General features: G+C 69.3%; 17 protein-coding genes, 1 tRNA gene and 1 riboswitch. Of the genes, 13 read left to right on the top strand and 5 right to left on the bottom strand.

From position 1 onward, the window contains the following. Nucleotides 1-7: 7 nt before the first annotated feature. The 10 genes from prcA (at nt 8) to FB475_RS29590 (ending at nt 7,907) form a co-directional block, all read left to right on the top strand. A complete protein-coding gene (prcA, locus tag FB475_RS29545; protein ID WP_141860482.1) occupies nt 8-859 on the top strand; it encodes a proteasome subunit alpha in 852 nt (283 codons plus the stop codon). Beyond that, a complete protein-coding gene (locus FB475_RS29550) occupies nt 856-1,533 on the top strand; it encodes an NUDIX hydrolase (protein WP_141860485.1) in 678 nt (225 codons plus the stop codon). The genes prcA and FB475_RS29550 overlap by 4 nt, the downstream gene beginning before the upstream one ends. A 49-nt stretch (nt 1,534-1,582) precedes the next feature. Then, nucleotides 1,583-1,667, top strand: a riboswitch (ZMP/ZTP riboswitch). 31 nt (nt 1,668-1,698) lie between these two features. Further along, on the top strand, nt 1,699-2,559 hold the full coding sequence (locus FB475_RS29555; protein WP_141860487.1) for a bifunctional 5,10-methylenetetrahydrofolate dehydrogenase/5,10-methenyltetrahydrofolate cyclohydrolase: 861 nt from the start codon (nt 1,699-1,701) through the stop codon (nt 2,557-2,559). 30 nt (nt 2,560-2,589) lie between these two features. After that, nucleotides 2,590-2,958: a chorismate mutase gene (gene aroH / locus FB475_RS29560; RefSeq protein ID WP_141860489.1), complete on the top strand. Its 369-nt coding sequence runs from the start codon at nt 2,590-2,592 to the stop codon at nt 2,956-2,958. Beyond that, complete coding sequence (locus tag FB475_RS29565) at nt 2,955-4,019, top strand: prephenate dehydrogenase (RefSeq protein WP_141860491.1); 1,065 nt, start codon at nt 2,955-2,957, stop codon at nt 4,017-4,019. Before aroH ends, FB475_RS29565 begins: the two co-directional genes overlap by 4 nt. Before the next feature lie 31 nt (nt 4,020-4,050). Further along, nucleotides 4,051-4,731, top strand: coding sequence for a (d)CMP kinase (cmk, locus tag FB475_RS29570; protein WP_141860493.1), 681 nt, complete (start codon nt 4,051-4,053; stop codon nt 4,729-4,731). Continuing rightward, nucleotides 4,728-5,456, top strand: coding sequence for a lysophospholipid acyltransferase family protein (locus tag FB475_RS29575; protein WP_141860495.1), 729 nt, complete (start codon nt 4,728-4,730; stop codon nt 5,454-5,456). Before cmk ends, FB475_RS29575 begins: the two co-directional genes overlap by 4 nt. Continuing rightward, nucleotides 5,449-6,816 (top strand): ribosome biogenesis GTPase Der, encoded by a 1,368-nt coding sequence (der, locus tag FB475_RS29580; protein WP_141860497.1) that lies wholly within the window; start codon nt 5,449-5,451, stop codon nt 6,814-6,816. Before FB475_RS29575 ends, der begins: the two co-directional genes overlap by 8 nt. A 70-nt stretch (nt 6,817-6,886) precedes the next feature. After that, nucleotides 6,887-6,960: transfer RNA gene (locus FB475_RS29585), tRNA-Pro, on the top strand. 50 nt (nt 6,961-7,010) lie between these two features. After that, entirely contained in the window at nt 7,011-7,907 is an 897-nt protein-coding gene (locus FB475_RS29590) for a group I intron-associated PD-(D/E)XK endonuclease (RefSeq protein ID WP_141860499.1), read from the top strand. Here the strand turns inward: FB475_RS29590 and FB475_RS29595 are convergent. Together FB475_RS29595 and FB475_RS29600 are read right to left on the bottom strand one after the other, a co-directional pair. After that, nucleotides 7,815-9,989: an MMPL family transporter gene (locus tag FB475_RS29595; protein ID WP_141860501.1), complete on the bottom strand. Its 2,175-nt coding sequence runs from the start codon at nt 9,987-9,989 to the stop codon at nt 7,815-7,817. The genes FB475_RS29590 and FB475_RS29595 overlap by 93 nt on opposite strands. A gap of 76 nt (nt 9,990-10,065) precedes the next feature. Further along, entirely contained in the window at nt 10,066-10,614 is a 549-nt protein-coding gene (locus tag FB475_RS29600; RefSeq protein ID WP_141860503.1) for a TetR/AcrR family transcriptional regulator, read from the bottom strand. 142 nt (nt 10,615-10,756) lie between these two features. Between FB475_RS29600 and FB475_RS29605 the strand changes: the two genes are divergently transcribed. Then, complete coding sequence (locus FB475_RS29605) at nt 10,757-11,686, top strand: S1C family serine protease (RefSeq protein WP_141860505.1); 930 nt, start codon at nt 10,757-10,759, stop codon at nt 11,684-11,686. 2 nt (nt 11,687-11,688) lie between these two features. On the opposite strand, the gene FB475_RS29610 is transcribed toward FB475_RS29605, so the two are convergent. The 3 genes from FB475_RS29610 to FB475_RS29620 all read right to left on the bottom strand — a co-directional run bounded on the left by FB475_RS29610 (nt 11,689) and on the right by FB475_RS29620 (nt 13,872). Next, nucleotides 11,689-12,096 (bottom strand): GNAT family N-acetyltransferase, encoded by a 408-nt coding sequence (locus tag FB475_RS29610; protein ID WP_185759498.1) that lies wholly within the window; start codon nt 12,094-12,096, stop codon nt 11,689-11,691. Between the two features lie 121 nt (nt 12,097-12,217). Next, nucleotides 12,218-12,877, bottom strand: coding sequence for an MBL fold metallo-hydrolase (locus FB475_RS29615; protein ID WP_141860509.1), 660 nt, complete (start codon nt 12,875-12,877; stop codon nt 12,218-12,220). A 74-nt stretch (nt 12,878-12,951) separates the two neighbouring features. After that, nucleotides 12,952-13,872 carry an NADP-dependent oxidoreductase gene (locus tag FB475_RS29620; RefSeq protein WP_141860511.1) on the bottom strand — a complete coding sequence of 307 codons (921 nt, stop codon included), beginning with the start codon at nt 13,870-13,872 and terminating at the stop codon, nt 12,952-12,954. A 77-nt stretch (nt 13,873-13,949) separates the two neighbouring features. On the opposite strand from FB475_RS29620, the gene FB475_RS29625 reads away from it, so the two are divergent. Together FB475_RS29625 and uvrA are read left to right on the top strand one after the other, a co-directional pair. Further along, the gene (locus tag FB475_RS29625; protein ID WP_141860513.1) at nt 13,950-14,513 is read left to right on the top strand and encodes a TetR/AcrR family transcriptional regulator; all 564 of its coding nucleotides are present in this window, start codon (nt 13,950-13,952) and stop codon (nt 14,511-14,513) included. A 170-nt stretch (nt 14,514-14,683) separates the two neighbouring features. Then, on the top strand, nt 14,684-17,707 hold the full coding sequence (gene uvrA / locus FB475_RS29630; protein ID WP_141860515.1) for an excinuclease ABC subunit UvrA: 3,024 nt from the start codon (nt 14,684-14,686) through the stop codon (nt 17,705-17,707). The last annotated feature ends 78 nt before the right edge of the window (nt 17,708-17,785 follow it).

Here is a 17,785-nt window from a genome sequence, read left to right on the forward strand (position 1 = left end):
GGACTCGATGAGCGTTCCCTTCTACGTCTCGCCCGAGCAGCTGATGCGGGACCGGGCGGACTTCGCCCGGAAAGGCATCGCCAAGGGCCGCAGCGCGATCGCGCTGCAATATGCCGACGGCATCCTGTTCGTCGCGGAGAACCGGTCACCCGCACTGCACAAGGTGGCCGAGATCTACGACCGGATGGCCTTCGCCGCCGTCGGCCGGTACAACGAGTTCGAGAACCTGCGGATCGCCGGCGTCCGGCTCGCCGACATGCGCGGGTACTCGTACGACCGTCGTGATGTCACCGGCCGTGCGCTCGCCAACGCGTACGCGCAGACCCTCGGCGCGATCTTCTCCTCCGGTGGCGAGAAGCCGCTCGAGGTGGAGATCCTGGTCGCCGAGATCGGCAACAGCGCGGCCGACGACCAGATCTACCGGCTCACGTACGACGGCTCGATCGCCGACGTCCGTGGGTACGCCGTGATGGGCGGCCCGGCGGAACAGGTCGCGGACTACATCGGCGAGCACTACCGCGACGGCATCTCACTGGCCGGCGCGCTGCGGCTCGCGGTGGACGCGCTCAGCCACGACGGCACCGAGGTCCGCGAACTCACTCCGGACCAGCTCGAGGTCGCGGTCCTGGACCGCACCCGCACCCAGGTCCGCAAGTTCAAGCGGATCACCGAGGAGACGGTCGCGCGGATCCTGTCCGAGTCGCAGCCCGACACCTCGGAAGGCCCCGGCTCCGGGGACACCGCGGCCAAGCCCGAGGACACGACCTCACCGGCCGGTGAAACGACGGCGCCCCAGCCGGACGCCGACGACGCACCGGTGGCCCCACCGGAAGACCCCGTAGACGACCGTCCACTGTGACGGATCAGTCCGAGTACTCAGCCGTCACCGACCACGTGGCGGCTGAGTCGTCTCCGGGGCCCTCGACACCACGCGAGCCGGCGGGGCGCACCGAGCAACCGGACGCCGTGCCTGCCGACGGCAGGCCGGTTGATCCGGCCCCGTGGGAGTTGCTGGGGGAGGAGCTGGGGTTCGAGCGATTCCTGTCCGTGCGTCTGCGGCGGTACCGGATGCCCGACGGGCGCGAGGTCGAGTGGGACGTGTTCGGCCGTGAGGCCGGGATCAACGCCGGGGTAACCGTGCTGCCGCTGACGCCGGAGGGGCGGATCGTGACGGTTCGGATGTTCCGGGCCGGGCCGGACGCGGTGGTGACGAACCTTCCGGGCGGTCTCGTCGAGCCGGGGGAGGACGTCGCGGTGGCGGGGGCGCGGGAGCTCGAGGAGGAGACCGGGTACACCTGCGAGACGCTCGACGTGGTCGGCTGGCAGTGGTCGGGCGCGTCCTCGACGTTCCGTAAGTACGTCGCGATCGCCCGCGGCTGCCGCCCCGACGGCAAGCAGCAACTCGACGAGGCCGAGGACTGCGTCCCGGTCGAACTCACCGTCGACGCCTTCCGCGCCGAACTCCGCAACCCCGGCGCGATGACCGGCATCGACGCCGCCTACCTCGCCCTCGACCACGCCGGCCTCCTCTGACCGCCAGCTCGACGGCACGTACACCCCCGCCGCGGCGTTCGCTATTCTGAGACCGGGCCGCGACTGGCGTTGAGGTGGGATACCACCGGGGAACGGCCTGCCGACTGGCTTCGCCGCGCGCCTGGGCATCTTCGAGCGATGATTCGAATGCTGAGGAGTGCGCGCATGAGTGCTGAGCTGATGATCGGAACCGACCTCGCCGCCGAGATGGTGGCCAAGGCGGCGGAGCGGGCGAGTGCCCTGCAGGAGCAGTACGGCGTCCAGCCGTGTCTCGCGACGGTACTGGTCGGCGACGACCCGGCGTCGGCGACGTACGTCCGGATGAAGCAGAACCGCTCGAAGAAGGCCGGGATCGCGTCGCGCAGCGTCGTACTCCCGGACTCGACGACCACCGAGGAACTGGTCGCGGAGATCACCAAGCTGTCCCAGGACCCCGCCGTGCACGGGATCCTGCTGCAGCACCCGGTGCCGCCGCAGATCGACGAGCGGGCCGCGTTCGAGGCGATCGACCCGGCCAAGGACGTCGACGGCGTGACCATGCGGTCCTTCGCCGCGATGGCGTTCGGTGACCCCGGGTTCCGCTCCGCCACACCCGGCGGCATCATGCGGCTGCTGGCGGCGTACGACGTACCGCTGGAAGGTGCGCACGCCGTCGTGATCGGCCGCAGCCCGATCCTCGGCAAGCCGGCCGGGATGTTGCTGCTGGCATCGAATGCGACCGTCACCTACGCGCACTCCCGGACCCGCGACCTGCCGGAGCTCGTCCGCACCGCCGACGTGGTGATCGCCGCCGTCGGCAAGGCGAACTTCGTCCGCGGCGACTGGCTGAAGCCGGGCGCGGTCGTCGTCGACGCCGGCTACAACGAGGGCAACGTCGGCGACGTGCACTTCGCCGAGGCGTCGGAGGTGGCGAGCCTGATCACGCCGGTCCCGGGCGGCGTCGGGCCGATGACGATCGCGCTGCTGCTCGAGCAGACGGTCGACGCTGCTGAGACGGCTGTCCACTCTTTGACTGGCCTGGCCTAGGGTTGGGGGACAAGACCTAAGGAGGCGGACGTGGCGGTACGGGCGATCCGGGGTGCCACCCAGCTGGACGTGGACGAGCGCGAGCACCTGCTCGAGCGGTCCGCGGAGCTGGTGAAGGCGGTCCTGGAGGCGAACGATCTGGAGAACGAGGATCTGATCAGCATCCTGTTCACCGTCACGTCGGACCTCCGGTCGGAGTTCCCGGCCGTCGCCGGGCGGCAGATCGGGCTCACCGACGTACCGCTGATGTGCATGCAGGAGATCCCGGTACCGCACGCGCTACCGCGGGTCGTCCGGCTGATGGTGCACACCGAGTCGCCACGCTCCCGCGACAAGATCCAGCACGTCTACCTGCACGGCGCCGTCGCGCTCCGCCCGGACCTGACGGGCGCCCAGTGACCGAGTTGCGGGGGCCGGTTCGCATCGTCGGTACCGGGCTGATCGGTACGTCGATCGGTCTCGCGCTCGCCCGGCTCGGCGTGGTGGTGGAGCTCGTCGACGGGAACCCGGACAACGCGCTGATGGCCGAGCGGATCGGCGCCGGCTCACGGCTGGTCGAGATCGAGCCGCAGCTGGTCGTGGTCGCCGTACCGCCTGATCACGTCGGCGCGGTCGTCGCCGAACAGCTCGAGCAGACGGATGCGGTCGTCACCGACGCGGCCAGCGTGAAGTCGAAGCCGCTCGCGGACGCGCGCAGCCTGGTGCCGGACGTCAGCCGGTACGTCGGCAGTCACCCGATGGCCGGCTCCGAACGGAACGGGCCGCTGGCCGCGCGCGCCGACCTGTTCGACGGCGCGACCTGGGCGATCACCCCGCACGCGACCAGCGATCCGGACGCCGTCGACCTGGTACGGCGACTCGCGGAGGCCTGTGGCGCCCGGACCGTCGAGCTGTCGGTGGAGGACCATGACTTGGGCGTCGCGCGGGTCTCCCATCTCCCGCACCTGATGTCGGCGCTCGCCGCGGGCACGCTGGCCGACGCGCCGGCCTCCCACCTGGAGCTGTCCGGGCAGGGTGTCCGCGACGTCACCCGGATCGCGGCCGGTGATCCACGGCTCTGGACTCAGATCGTGTCCGCGAACTCGACCGCGCTGACCGGCCTGCTGGAGCAGATCCGCGGCGAGCTCGACCGGCTACTCGTTGCCCTCGGCAAGGAAGAGGCGAACGACGAACTGACCGCGATCCTCGGCCAGGGCGTGTCCGGCGCCGTCCGGGTGCCGGGCAAGCACGGTACGCCGCACATCGACCTGGTCACGGTCCTGGTCACGATCCCGGACCGCCCCGGTCAGCTGGCGAAGCTGTTCGCCGACGCCGCCGAGTCCGGCGCCAACGTCGAGGACCTCCGCATCGACCACAGCCCCGGCCGCCCGGTCGGCGAGGTAGAACTCGCCGTCAAGCCAGGCTCGGTCGACCAGCTGGTCGACGTACTCACCGACCGCGGGTGGGTAGTCCACACGTAGACTGTCCCTCTGCGAAGGTAATCTTCGGGGCATGATCATCGCTGTGGACGGGCCGAGCGGCTCCGGTAAGTCGAGCACCGCCCGCGGAGTGGCCAACCGGCTCGGACTGCGGTACCTGGACACCGGGGCGACGTACCGTGCGGTGACCTGGTCCGCCGTCGAACGCGGGCTGGACCTGGACGACACCGCGGCGGTCGCGCAGCGCGCCCGGGAGCTGGTGCTCGAGATCAGCACCGACCCGGACGACCAGTTCGTGATCGCCGACGGGACCGACATCACGGCCGCGATCCGGGAGCCGCGGATCAGCGAGGTGGTGTCGAAGATCGCCACCAACCTGGACGTCCGTAAGGAGCTGATCCGGCGCCAGCGGGCGATCATCGACAAAGCCCAGACCGACGGCGGGATCGTCGTCGAGGGCCGCGACATCGCCACCGTGGTCGCGACCGACGCCGAGCTGAAGGTGCTGCTGACCGCCGACCAGGAGGCCCGGATGGCGCGCCGCGGCGCCGAGCTCGCGGCCGGATCCGTGACCGCGGCCGAGCTCCGCGACCAGATCGTCCGCCGCGATGCCGACGACTCGACGGTGTCGGAGTTCCAGGTCGCCTCCGACGGTGCCGTCACGATCGACTCGACCGACCTGACCCTGGAGGAGGTCGTCGACGTGATCAGCCGGCTCGCCACCGAGACCGTCCCCCGGAGCCAGGAGCTATGACGGCAGAACTCACCAGGCACGAGGACCTGCCGCGCACCGACGACCTGCCGCCCCTGCCGTACCGCCTCGCGCTGCCGATGCGGTACATCGCCCGGCCGTACTTCCGGCACAAGTACAACCTGACCATCCACCACGAGGACCGGTTCCCGCGGACCGGTCCGTTGCTGATGACACCGAACCACCTGAGCCTGCTGGACGCCCCGCTGCTCGGCGCGATGGCGCCGCGGATGCTGCACCAGCTCGGCAAGGTCGAGGTGTTCGGCGGCGTACAGGGCAAGTTCCTGCACCGGATCGGCCAGATCCCGGTCGACCGGTCGTCGTACGACATGCTCGCGGTCCGGAAGTCGATCAAGGTACTGCGGGACGGACGGGTGCTGAACATCTACCCCGAGGGCACCCGCGGGCCGGGCGATTTCAGCCGGATCCGGATCGGGGTGGCCTACCTGGCGATGGTCACCGGCGCGCCGATCCTGCCGGTGGCGCTGATGGGAACCCGCTTGCCGGCCGGTAGTGTGGAGGGTCATCCACCGGCCGGGAGCCGGATCGACATCGTGTACGGCGAGCCGTTCTCCGTGGACCGCGTACCCTTTCCCAGGAGACATACCGACGTACAGGCGGTCGCCGACCACATCGGCGACGTGCTGCGCGCCCACGTGAAGGCGGCCGTCGAAGAAACCGGCCACCCACTTCCGGGCTGGCGAGACCAGAAGGACCCTGATGACTGACCTGCCCACCGAACTACCGACGCACGACCGTGAGGACACCGGGCCGCTGCCCGTGCTCGCGATCGTCGGCCGGCCGAACGTGGGCAAGTCCACGCTGGTCAACCGGATCATCGGCCGCCGCGAGGCGGTCGTCGAGGACACCCCGGGCGTCACCCGCGACCGCGTCTCGTACGACGCCAACTGGGCCGGCCGCGAGTTCACCGTCGTCGACACCGGCGGCTGGGACCCGGACGCGGTCGGGATGGCCGCTCTGGTCGCGGCGCAGGCCGAGGTCGCGATCAACGCCGCCGACGCGGTGCTGTTCGTGGTCGATGCGGTGGTCGGCATCACCGACGCCGACGAGGCCGTCGTCCGGGTGCTGCGGAAGTCCGGCAAGCCCGTCGTACTGGCCGCCAACAAGGTCGACGACCAGCGGATCGAGTCCGAGGCGATGAACCTGTGGAGCCTTGGGATCGGCGAGCCGTTCCCGGTGTCCGCGATGCACGGGCGCGGCACCGGCGACATGCTGGACGCCGTACTCGCGGCCCTCCCGGAGGCGCCCGCGGAGCGCGACGGCGAGGTCGGGGGACCGCGCCGGATCGCGATCGTCGGCAAGCCGAACGTGGGCAAGTCGTCGCTGCTGAACAAGGTCGCCAAGGAGGACCGGGTCGTCGTCAGCGACGTCGCCGGGACGACGGTCGACCCGGTCGACGAGCTGATCACGCTGAGCGGCAAGGAGTACCGGTTCATCGACACCGCCGGGATCCGGCGCAAGGTCAAGAACGCCTCCGGCCACGAGTACTACGCGTCGCTGCGGACCAACGCCGCGATCGAGCGGGCCGAGGTCGTCGTGGTGGTGATCGACTCGTCCGAATCGATCACCGAGCAGGACCTGCGGATCATGAACGCGGTCGAGGAAGCCGGCAAGGCGCTGGTGATCGCGTACAACAAGTGGGACCTGATGGACGACGAGCGCCGCTACTACCTGGAGCGCGAGATCGACCGCGACCTGGTCCAGTTCCGCTGGGCCCCGCGGGTCAACATCAGCGCACTCACCGGCTGGCACATGGACAAGCTCGTCCCGGCCATCGAAGCCGCGCTGGAGGGCTGGCAGACCCGCGTCCCGACCGGCCAGCTGAACGCCTTCCTGGGCCGCCTGGTCGCCGCCCACCCGCACCCGGTCCGCTCCGGAAAGCAACCGAAGATCCTGTTCGGCACCCAGGCCACCACCATGCCGCCGACCTTCGCGATCTTCACCTCCGGCCAGATCGAACCCTCCTACCAACGCTTCATAGAACGCCGCCTCCGCGAAGACTTCGGCTTCGTCGGCAGCCCCGTCCACGTCCAGATCCGCCCCCGCCAAAAGAACAAGAAACGCTGACCCAGCCCGGTGAGAACCACTCCCCGGAATGCTGTAAGGTTTACCCCGGTTCGCTGTTGGGGCGGACCATCGGGCTGTGGCGTAGTTTGGTAACGCGTTCGGCTGGGGGCCGAAAGATCGCAGGTTCAAATCCTGTCAGCCCGACCCTTCAGAGGGACACCGAAACTGTCGGTGTCCCTCTTTACGTTTCTCCCATGAGTACACCTGGGGATCGACGGAGCTGGAACGACGACCAACTGCGGCAGGCGGTGGAGAGCAGCCCGTCGTGGCGTGCGGTCGCTCGCGCACTGGGGTTGAAGAACACCTCCACGGGACCGATCAGGCGGCACGCAGCGCGGCTCGAGCTGGACACGTCGCACTTCACAGGACAGCGTCGGTGGTCCGATCAGCAGTTGCGTGAAGCTGTGGCAGCGGCCAGTTGCTGGGCGAACGTGCTGGCCAGCCTGCGCATTGTCGATACCGGAGAAGAGCGGGTCAGGATCAAGGGCCACGCCGTCCGACTGGGCTTGGACTGCAGTCATCTGAAGTCGCCACTGGCCCAGCCGACGCCGACCGAGGTATTCGACGAGCCGGTTAGGCCCGAGATGCTTCGCTACTCGGCCACAGCGTTGGCGATGGCCTGGTTCACGTTGCGCGGATGTGCGGTTGCGCTGCCGATCGAACCACAGGAGTACGACCTGTTGGTGACGACGTCGAAGGGCATCCAACGAGTCCAGGTGAAGTCGTGCGCGTCTCGCAACAAGCGCGGCTATTGGGAAGTTGGCATCGGCCGACGTCCCTACGTTCTCGACAAGTCCGCGAGCAAGATGCCGTACGACCCCGACACGATCGACGCGTTCTTCATCCTTCTCGGCGATGGCGGAATCTACGTGATCCCCAGCTCGGTGTTGGCCGGCCGGGTCCGCATCTCGGCGGAGAGCTACACCCCGTACCGCGTGGGTGATGCGTCCAGCCTGCTCGGTGGGGCGCCGGTGGAGACCGGCGCCCCGCGGCGGGTGTCAGCGTACGCCGGTGAGTTCGTCGGTCCGAGGTTCCTCCGGGATCCTCAGGGTTTCGCCTTCGATGTCTACTCGGGGGGTGAGGCGGTCTAGCCACTTCGGGAACCACCACGCTCGGTCGCCGAGGAGGCTGAGGATGGCGGGGACGAGCGTCATCCGGACGACGAACGCGTCGATCAGCACGCCGATCGTGAGACCGAAGCCGATCGCCTTGATGATCGGGTCGTGGACGAGGATGAAGCCGGCGAAGACCGACGCCATGATCAGCGCGGCGGCGGTGACGACGCGCGCCCCGTGGCCGAGGCCTTGGACGGTGGCGTCGTTCGCGTGCTTGCCGTGTACGAACTCCTCGCGGACGCGCGACACGATGAACACCTCGTAGTCCATCGCGAGCCCGAACAGGATGCCCATCATGATGATCGGCAGGAAGCTCACCAGCGGACCGGGGGAGTCGACGCCGACGAGCTTCGCCAGGTGACCCTGCTGGAAGACCGCGACCGTGATCCCGAACGTCGCCCCGATCGTCAGCACGAACCCGAGCGTCGCCTTCAACGGCACGAGCACGGACCGGAACGCCAGCAGGAGCAGCAGGAACGACAACCCGATCACCACGAACAGGTACGTCGGCAACGCGTCGGACAGCTTGTTCGACACGTCCACCCCGACGGCGGTGTTACCGGTCACCGAGATCTCGGTGCTGCCGGTGGCGAGCGGCTTGATCGCCGACCGCAGGTTCTTGACGAGCTCAGCGGTCTGCTCGCTGGCCGGCCCGCTCTTGGGAATCACCTGCACCAACCGCGTCGTACCGTCCTGACTGGCCGCGGCCGGCTGCGCCGCAACCACATCGGTCAGCCCCTGCGTCTTGCCCAGCACCTGCTGCGCCACACCATTGGCCGTCGCCGCGTCGTTGCTCTTCACAACGACCACGAGCGGCCCGTTGGCGCCCGGCCCGAAGGCCGCCGCGGTCAGGTCGTACGCGACCCGCTGGTTCGTACCGGCCGCCGCCGACGCACCGTCCGGCAAGGCCAGCTGCATGTCCTTCGCCGGAATCGCGAGCAGCCCGAGCCCGATGATGCCGACCGCAACGATCGGCACCCGCAACCGGGTCACCAACCGGCCCCACCGGAAACCGAACCCTTCCAGCGGTACGACAGCGGTCGGCGCCTTGCGCAACTTCCGCGGCAGCACCCGGTTCCCGACGAACCCGAGCAGCGCCGGCAGCAACGTCAACGCGACCAGCACGGCGGTCAGCACCGTCGCCGCCGCGGCCAGCCCCATCGCGGTCAGGAACGGTACGCCGACCACCGACAGCCCCGCGAGCGCGATCACCACGGTGGCCCCCGCGAACAACACCGCCGACCCGGCCGTCGCCGTCGCCCGCGCGACCGACTCCTCCGGATCCATGCCCTCGCTGAGCTGCGACCGGTGCCGCGAGCTGATGAACAGCGAGTAGTCGATCCCGACCGCGAGCCCCAGCATCAACGCGAGGATCGGAGCCGTCGACGACACGTCGGTGAACGCGGTCACGATGAACAACCCAGCCATGCCGGCGAGGACGCCGAGCAGCGCCGTCACGAGCGTCATTCCGGCGGCGACCAACGATCCGAACGTGACGACCAGTACGACGGCCGCGACCGCGACGCCGATCACCTCGGTCGCACCGATCTCCGGGACTCCGGCCTTGATCTGCCCGCCCGGTACCACCTTGAGGTCACCGTTGCTCAGTCCGCTGAGTCCGTCGTACCCGTCGCTGCTCGCGTGCGAGAGTTCGTCGGCCGGCTTGTCGAACTGGACGCTGATCAGTCCGGTCCGGCCGTCCGGGCTGATCGCCTTGCTCATGAACGGGTCGATCGCCGCGATCACCTCCGGCACCTTCGCGACCTTGGCGACGGTGACACCGACGGCGGCCTTCACCGTCGGATCGGCGAGCGTCTTGCCCTCCGGAGCCTGTACGACGACCGTCGCGGACGCACCGCTGGCAGCGGGCAGCTCCTGCTTGAGGGCGTCGAGTGCCCGCTGCGACTCGGTACCCGGGATCGAGAACGTGTTCGCGGTCTTGCCGCCCAGCGTCAGCGCGCCGACTCCGAGCACCACCAGGAACAGCGCCCACAGCGCGGCGACGAGGCGCCTGCGCTGGTAGGAGAACCGGCCGAGCCGGTAGAGCAGATTGGCCATCGGGATGTGCGTCCGTTTCGGGTCGGCGGGCAGAAGTGATCGCCCCGCGGCGGCGGGGTGTTTCAGGTGTTGCTCGTCAGCTGCGGAGGAGAAGTCTTCGCAGTGCGGTGTCGCAGAGTCTTCGGAGTTCGTCGTCGGTGCGGTCGCCCGGGTAGCGGCACTCGCCGAGCAGGCCGTTGACGGCGAACTTGGCGAGGTCGTGGGCGAGTGGATCGTCGGAGCCGGCCAGGAAGCCGGTGAGTTCCAGGCCGTCGCCCACCAGACCGGCGATCTCCGGCATGGTGTCGATCACCGGAATCACGTCCTGGATCACGTCCATCACGCCCCGGTGCTGGACCGCCAGCTCGGTGAACCGCCGGATCGCGACCTCCTGCGCCCCGGACTGCGAGAGCTCCCGCAGGTGCCGCACCAGTTCGGCCACGTCCGCGGCGGCGGGCTCGAGGACGGCGGCGAGTACGGCGGGCTTGCCGCTGAAGTGGTAGAGCACCGTCGCCTTCGAGCAGCCGGCCGCGGTGGCGATGTCCTGCAGCGACGTCGCGTTGTAGCCGGCCGCCTGGAACAGGTCCATCGCCCGGCGCACGATCTCGCGCCTGGTCCGTTCCCGGGCGGGGGTGGTGACTGCCATGACAGCATCTTGACTGACCGATCGGCCAGTTTTCAACCGATCGGTCAGGTTTGTGGTCCGCTTCACCCTGTGCCTTGCACTGTAATGTTGTAATTCAGGTCCCTCGCTTCGCTCGGGGGCGGGAAGTGGAGAGGTGAGGCCGATGCCCGAGGACGATGTACTGGACGCTTACTCCCGGGTGGTCTCGGGGGTGGCCGAACACCTGATCCCGCGGGTCGCCAGCCTGCGGATCCACAGCCGGCGCGGCGACTCGTCCGGCTCCGCGGTCGTGCTCACCGGCGACGGGCACCTGCTCACCAACGCCCACGTGGTCGGCGACGGCACCGAGGCCTCGGCCGACTTCGCGGACGGTACGCAGGCACAGGCACGGGTCGTCGGCGTCGACCGGTTGTCCGATCTCGCCGTACTCCGGGCCGACCGGGCGATCCCCGACCCACCCGAGTACGGCGACGCCGATCACCTGAAGGTCGGGAACCTGGTCGTTGCGGTGGGCAACCCGCTCGGTCTGGCCGGGAGTGTGACGGCGGGCGTGGTGAGTGCGCTCGGGCGGGCGTTGCCGGTCCGCAGCGGTTCCGGCAACCGGATCATCGAGGACGTGATCCAGACCGACGCCGCACTGAACCCGGGCAACTCCGGCGGTGCACTGGCCGATGGCAACGGACGGGTGGTCGGCATCAACACTGCGGTCGCGGGCATCGGGCTCGGGCTGGCGGTACCGGTCAATCCGACGACGCGCCGGATCATCTACTCGCTACTGCACGACGGCCGGGTGCGCCGCGCGTACCTCGGTCTGGTGAGCACTCCGGCACCGCTGCATCCGGCGTTGGCTGAGCGATTCGATCAACGGACGGCGCTCCGCGTGGTGGAGGTGATCCCGGCGAGCCCGGCCGCCGCCGCGGGTTTGCGTCAGGGCGATCTGGTACTCGCGGTGGACGGCGTACCGCTCCGCGACGCGCAGTCGCTGCAGCGGCAACTGTTCGAGGACGCGATCGCCCGCCGTACCGAGATCACCGCGATCCGGAACAACGCGCTCGTCGACGTGATCGCGTACCCGGCCGAGCTCAGCGACTGAGCTCAGCGATTGAGCGGGGCCCGGAGGAGTACGCAGGTGCCAGGCTTGAGTGGAGCGTTCGGGAAGGTGAACTCGCGGGTGACCTCGGTGAACCCGAACCTCTGGTGGAGGTCGAGGGTTGCGCCGTTCTGCAGGTTCGCGAAGTAGTAGACCTCGTAGGCGCGCTCGGCCACCCACCGCATCCGCTCGATCGTCAGCAGGTCCCCGATCCCGCGCCGCCGCCACTTCGGTGCGACGATCAGCCCGATCAGGTAGTACCCGTCGGGCGCCGTCGTCGGCGGGTCATCGGGCGACACCTTGTGCCCGAGCACGAGCGCGTACCCGGCAATCTCCCCACCGACCTCCGCGACCACCGTGTACTTCTCTGGATCCTGCAGATCCGCCACCAACCGCCCCCGCCGAGCCTCCACGGACCCACCCGTCCGACTCACGATTAGTTCGGCACACGTGGTCAGGTCCGCGTCGACGGCAGGGCGTACCAGAACATCGAAGCCTGCCGGACGACCCCGGGCTGATAGTCGGCGAAACCGCTCACCAGCCGCGCTCGCGCCATTCGGACAGATGCGGGCGTTCGGTGCCGAGGGTGGTGTCGGAGCCGTGGCCGGGGTAGACCCAGGTCTCGTCGGGGAGCTCGTTGAAGAGTTTGGCCTCGACGTCGTTGATCAGCGACGTGAAGCGTTCCTTGTCGCCCTGGGTGTTGCCGACGCCGCCCGGGAACAGCGAGTCGCCGGTGAACAGGTGGGGTGGGCCGTCCGGGTCGTCGTACACCAGGGCGATCGAGCCGGGGGTGTGGCCGACGAGGTGGATAACGCGCAGGCTGCACTGGCCGACGGCGATGTGGTCGCCGTCGTCGACGAGCTGATCGGTCGGCACCGGGATGCCCTCCGCATCGTACCGCCCGGCGACCGTGGTGGCGCCCGTCCGGGCGACGACCTCGGCCAGCGCCTCCCAATGGTCCTGGTGGCGGTGTGTGGTGATGACGCGCGCGAGGCCCGCGTCGCCGACCAGGCGGAGCAGCGTGCCGGCCTCGTTCGCGGCGTCGATCAGCACCTGCTCGTCGGTCTGCCGGCAGCGCAGCAGGTACGCGTTGTTGTCCATCGGCCCGACCGCGACCTTGGTGATCATCAGCTGGGCCAGCTCATGGGTCTGCGCCGGCCCGCCGACCTTGACGTTCCCGTGGTACTCCGTCATCGCTGCGTTCTCCCTGAAAGTCGGTGACAGCGACGATCCTTTCACCTCCGGCGACTCATGGGGAGCGCGACCGGTCAGAGCGTGACCACGACCTTCCCGTGGACGTGACCGGTCGCCTGGTACGCGACGGCATCCTGAATCTTCTCGATCGGGAACGACGCCGCGATCGGTACCGTCAGCTCGCCCGCCACGATCGCGTCGAGAATCCGCGGTACGGCGTCCGGCCCGCCGTTGACGCCACCGGTCGCCCGGACGCCGCCAGGCGGATTCGGGCCAGCTGCGATGGTCGCGATCCGCTCCGCCGGCACCCCGAGCGCGAGTGCGGCCTCGGCCACCTCGGTCCCGATCAGATCGATCGCCGCTGTCACTCCGCCGGAGCGCACCCGCTCCGCGAGGCCATCGCCGTAGGCGACCGGCTCAGCGCCCAACCGGTGGAGGAAGTCGAAGGTGCTTGCCGAGGCGGTTCCGATGACCCGTGCACCGGCCAGCTTCGCGAGCTGGAGCGCAAAGATCCCGACTCCGCCGGCAGCCCCACCGACCAGCACCGTGTCACCGGACCTCACGCCCGTCGCCGCCAACGCGGCAACCGCGGTCGACCCGGCGATCGGAATCGTCGCGGCCACCTCGTCGCTCACGCCGTCCGGCGTTCGGAACAGCCCGTCAGGTAACGAGGTCGGTACCGGCAGCACCACGAAATCGGCCACCGCGCGTGCCAACGCCCCACCGAAGACCCGGTCGCCGATCGCGAACCCCGCGACCCCGGCGCCCACCTCGTCCACCGTGCCGGCGAAGTCGTAGCCGAAGCCGGCCGGGGGAGTGAGGCCGAACCTGGCCGCCGTCTCGGGCTGGGCGGCGATCCGCCAGTCCATCGGGTTCAGTCCGGCGACGGTGACCCGGATGCGGACCTGCCCCGCGCCGGCGTGCGGCTCGGGTACGTCGCGGACCTCCAGGACGTCCGGACCTCCGAAGGTCTCGTACTCGACGGCGCGGCTCATGGCGACCTCCAGAATGATGGGACTTGGTGCCGTCACGATACCGCAGTGACGGGACCAAGTCCCGCTAGACTGTGACCATGGGCCGCTGGGAACCGAACGCGACCGATCGCCTGGTCGTCGCCGCGCTCGAACTGTTCGAGACGAACGGGTACGAGAACACGACGGTGATCGGCATCGCGGAGCGGGCCGGCCTGACCAAGAGCACGTTCTTCCGGCATTTCCAGGACAAGCGCGAAGTCCTGTTCGGCCGGAGTTCCCTCGCCGATGTGCTCGCCGAGGGAATCGCGAAGGCGCCGGCCGACGCCGAACCGCTCGAGGCAGTGGCCTGCGCGCTGGAACTGCTCGCCCAGGACGTCTTCACTCCGGAGCGCCGCGACTTCATCGCTCGGCGGCAGGCTGTCGTCGCGACCCATCCCGAACTGCGGGAACGCGAAGCGCTCAAGGGCCTCGGCCTGATCGCGGCGATGACCGGCGCGCTCGAGCGACGCGGCCTTCCGGCCCTCACCGCGCGGGTGACGGCGGAGTTGGGCGCGCTGGCACTGGAGCTCGCCTATACCCGCTGGGGCTCCGCTTCCCGGGACTTCACCGAGGTGGCCCGGGAGGCGCTGGACGAGGTCCGGTCCGCGGCGCCTGCGCGTTGACACCTGGGTACTGCGAGGAGGCCGGTTCGACCGGTGCCACGGATCGAATATACTTTCGAAGCCGGGCGGCACCTCCGGCGGCGGAAGTTTTTGTCGGTGGGCCTCGTTAGCATGACCGGGCAGGCCGGAGAACCGTCCGGAAACCCTCGAGAACGGCTGAGAGTGAGCTTGTGTCTGACCGTCTGATCGTGCGTGGCGCACGTGAGCACAACCTGAAGGACGTCTCGGTCGACCTGCCGCGGGACGCCATGATCGTCTTCACCGGCCTGAGCGGGTCCGGGAAGTCCAGCCTGGCCTTCGACACGATCTTCGCCGAGGGCCAGCGGCGCTACGTCGAGTCGCTGTCGGCGTACGCGCGGCAGTTCCTCGGTCAGATGGACAAACCGGACGTCGACTTCATCGAGGGCCTGTCGCCGGCGGTCTCGATCGACCAGAAGTCCACCTCGCGGAACCCGCGCTCAACGGTCGGCACGATCACCGAGGTGTACGACTACCTCCGGCTGCTGTTCGCCCGGGCCGGCCGCCCGCACTGCCCCGAGTGCGGCGAGCCGATCGCGCGGCAGACCCCGCAGCAGATCGTCGACCGGGTGCTCGAGCTCGAGGAGGGCACCCGGTTCCAGGTGCTCGCCCCGGTGGTGCGCGGCCGCAAGGGGGAGTACGTCGACCTCTTCCGGCAGTTGACCGGTCAGGGCTTCTCGCGCGCCCGGGTGGACGGCGAGACGATCCAGCTCACCGATCCGCCGAAGCTCGACAAGCAGAAGAAGCACAGCATCGACGTGGTGGTCGACCGGCTCGCGGTGAAGAGTTCCGCGAAGCAGCGGCTGACCGACTCGGTCGAGACCGCGCTCGGTCTGGCCAGCGGCCTGGTGGTGCTCGACTTCGTCGACCTCCCGGCCGACGACCCGCACCGCGAGCGCCGGTTCTCCGAGAAGCTCGCCTGCCCGAACGATCATCCGCTGGCGATCGACGAGCTCGAGCCGCGCTCGTTCTCCTTCAACTCGCCGTACGGCGCCTGCCCGGTCTGCACGGGCCTCGGCACCCGGATGGAGGTCGACCCGGAGCTGCTCGTCCCGGACCCGTCGAAGTCGCTCGACGAGGGCGCGATCCAGCCCTGGTCCGGGCAGAACGTCACGCAGTACTTCGAGCGCCTCCTCGAGGCACTGGCGAGGGACCTGAAGTTCAAGACCAGCACACCGTTCGGCGAGCTGCCGGCGAAGGCCAAGAAGGCGCTGCTCACCGGCCACGACAAGCAGGTCCACGTCTCGTACCAGAACCGCTACGGCCGCGAGCGGTCGTACTACACCAACTTCGAGGGCGTGATCCCGTACGTCGAGCGCCGGCACGCGGAGGCGTCCAGCGACACCGGGCGGGAGCGCTTCGAGGAGTACATGCGCGAGGTCCCGTGCCTGGCCTGCAACGGCGCGCGGCTGAAGCCGATCTCGCTGGCCGTCACGCTCGGCGGGAAGAACATCGCCGAGATCAGCGCGATGTCGATCGACGAGGTGCACGACTTCCTGGTCCGGATGGAGCTGACGCCGCGCGAGAAGCAGATCGCCGAGCGGGTGGTGAAGGAGATCGGCGAGCGGCTGCGGTTCCTGCTCGACGTCGGCCTGGACTACCTGGCGCTGAGCCGGCCGGCGGGTTCGCTGTCCGGTGGTGAGGCGCAGCGGATCCGGCTCGCGACCCAGATCGGCTCCGGCCTGGTCGGCGTGCTGTACGTGCTCGACGAGCCGTCGATCGGTCTGCACCAGCGCGACAACCGGCGGCTGATCGACACGCTGGTCCGGCTCAAGGAGCTCGGCAACACGCTGATCGTCGTCGAGCACGACGAGGACACCATCGACCACGCGGACTGGGTCGTCGACATCGGCCCGGGCGCGGGCGAGCACGGCGGCCAGGTGGTCGTGTCGGGCACCGTCGAGGACCTGCGCAACCACCCGGACTCGATCACCGGTGCCTACGTGTCGGGCCGCAAGGAGATCCCGATCCCTGCAGTCCGCCGGCCGCTCACCGAGGGCCGCGAGCTCACCATCTACGGCGCCCGGCAGAACAACCTGAAGGACCTGGACGTGACCATCCCGCTCGGGGTGTTCGTCGCGGTCACCGGGGTGTCCGGCTCGGGCAAGTCGACGCTGGTCAACGACATCCTCTACACGTCGCTGGCTCGGCAGATCTACGGCGCCCGCGCGGTGCCGGGACGGCACACGAAGATCTCCGGCATGGAGCTGGTGGACAAGGTCATCCACGTCGACCAGTCACCGATCGGCCGGACACCGCGCTCGAACCCGGCGACGTACACCGGGGTCTGGGACCACGTCCGCAAGCTGTTCGCGGAGACGCCGGAGGCGAAGGTCCGTGGGTATCAGCAGGGCCGCTTCTCGTTCAACGTGAAGGGTGGCCGCTGTGAGGCCTGCTCGGGTGACGGCACGCTGAAGATCGAGATGAACTTCCTCCCGGACGTCTACGTCCCGTGCGAGGTGTGCCACGGCGCGCGGTACAACCGCGAGACGCTCGAGGTGCACTACAAGGGCAAGACGGTCGCGGACGTGCTCGACATGCCGATCGAGGAGGCAGCCGAGTTCTTCCAGGCGATCCCGGCGATCTCGCGGCACCTGAAGACGCTCGTCGAGGTCGGTCTGGGGTACGTGCGCCTCGGTCAGCCGGCGCCGACGCTGTCGGGTGGTGAGGCGCAGCGGGTGAAGCTGGCGTCGGAGCTGCAGCGGCGTTCGACCGGCCGGACGGTGTACGTGCTGGACGAGCCGACCACGGGTCTGCACTTCGAGGACATCAGCAAGCTGCTCGGCGTGCTGAGCGGTCTCGTAGACAAGGGCAACTCGGTGCTGGTGATCGAGCACAACCTCGACGTGATCAAGACCGCCGACTGGCTGATCGACCTCGGCCCGGACGGCGGTCGCCGCGGCGGCACGCTGGTCGCCGAAGGCACGCCGGAGGAGGTCGCGGCCAACCCCGAGTCGTACACGGGCCAATTCCTCGCCGAGATCCTCGCCGGCCGCGCCGCCAAGCCAAGCGCAAAACAGTCCGCCGCCAAGGCACTCCCGGCAAAGAAGGCACCAGCGAAGAAGACGGCCGCCAAGAAGACAGTCGCCAAGAAGACAGCTGCGAAGAAGACCACACCAACGAAGAAGACCACGCCAACGAAGAAGACGGCCCCCCGCAAACGCGTCGCCGGCTAAGCCCCGCCGAACGCACCACCGGACCGTCGGACTACTCGTAAGCACCCGACGGCCACGGTCAGCGGCGGTCGGGGTGGG

The sequence above is a fragment of the Kribbella jejuensis genome (assembly GCF_006715085.1).
In the GTDB taxonomy this organism is placed as follows: domain Bacteria; phylum Actinomycetota; class Actinomycetes; order Propionibacteriales; family Kribbellaceae; genus Kribbella; species Kribbella jejuensis.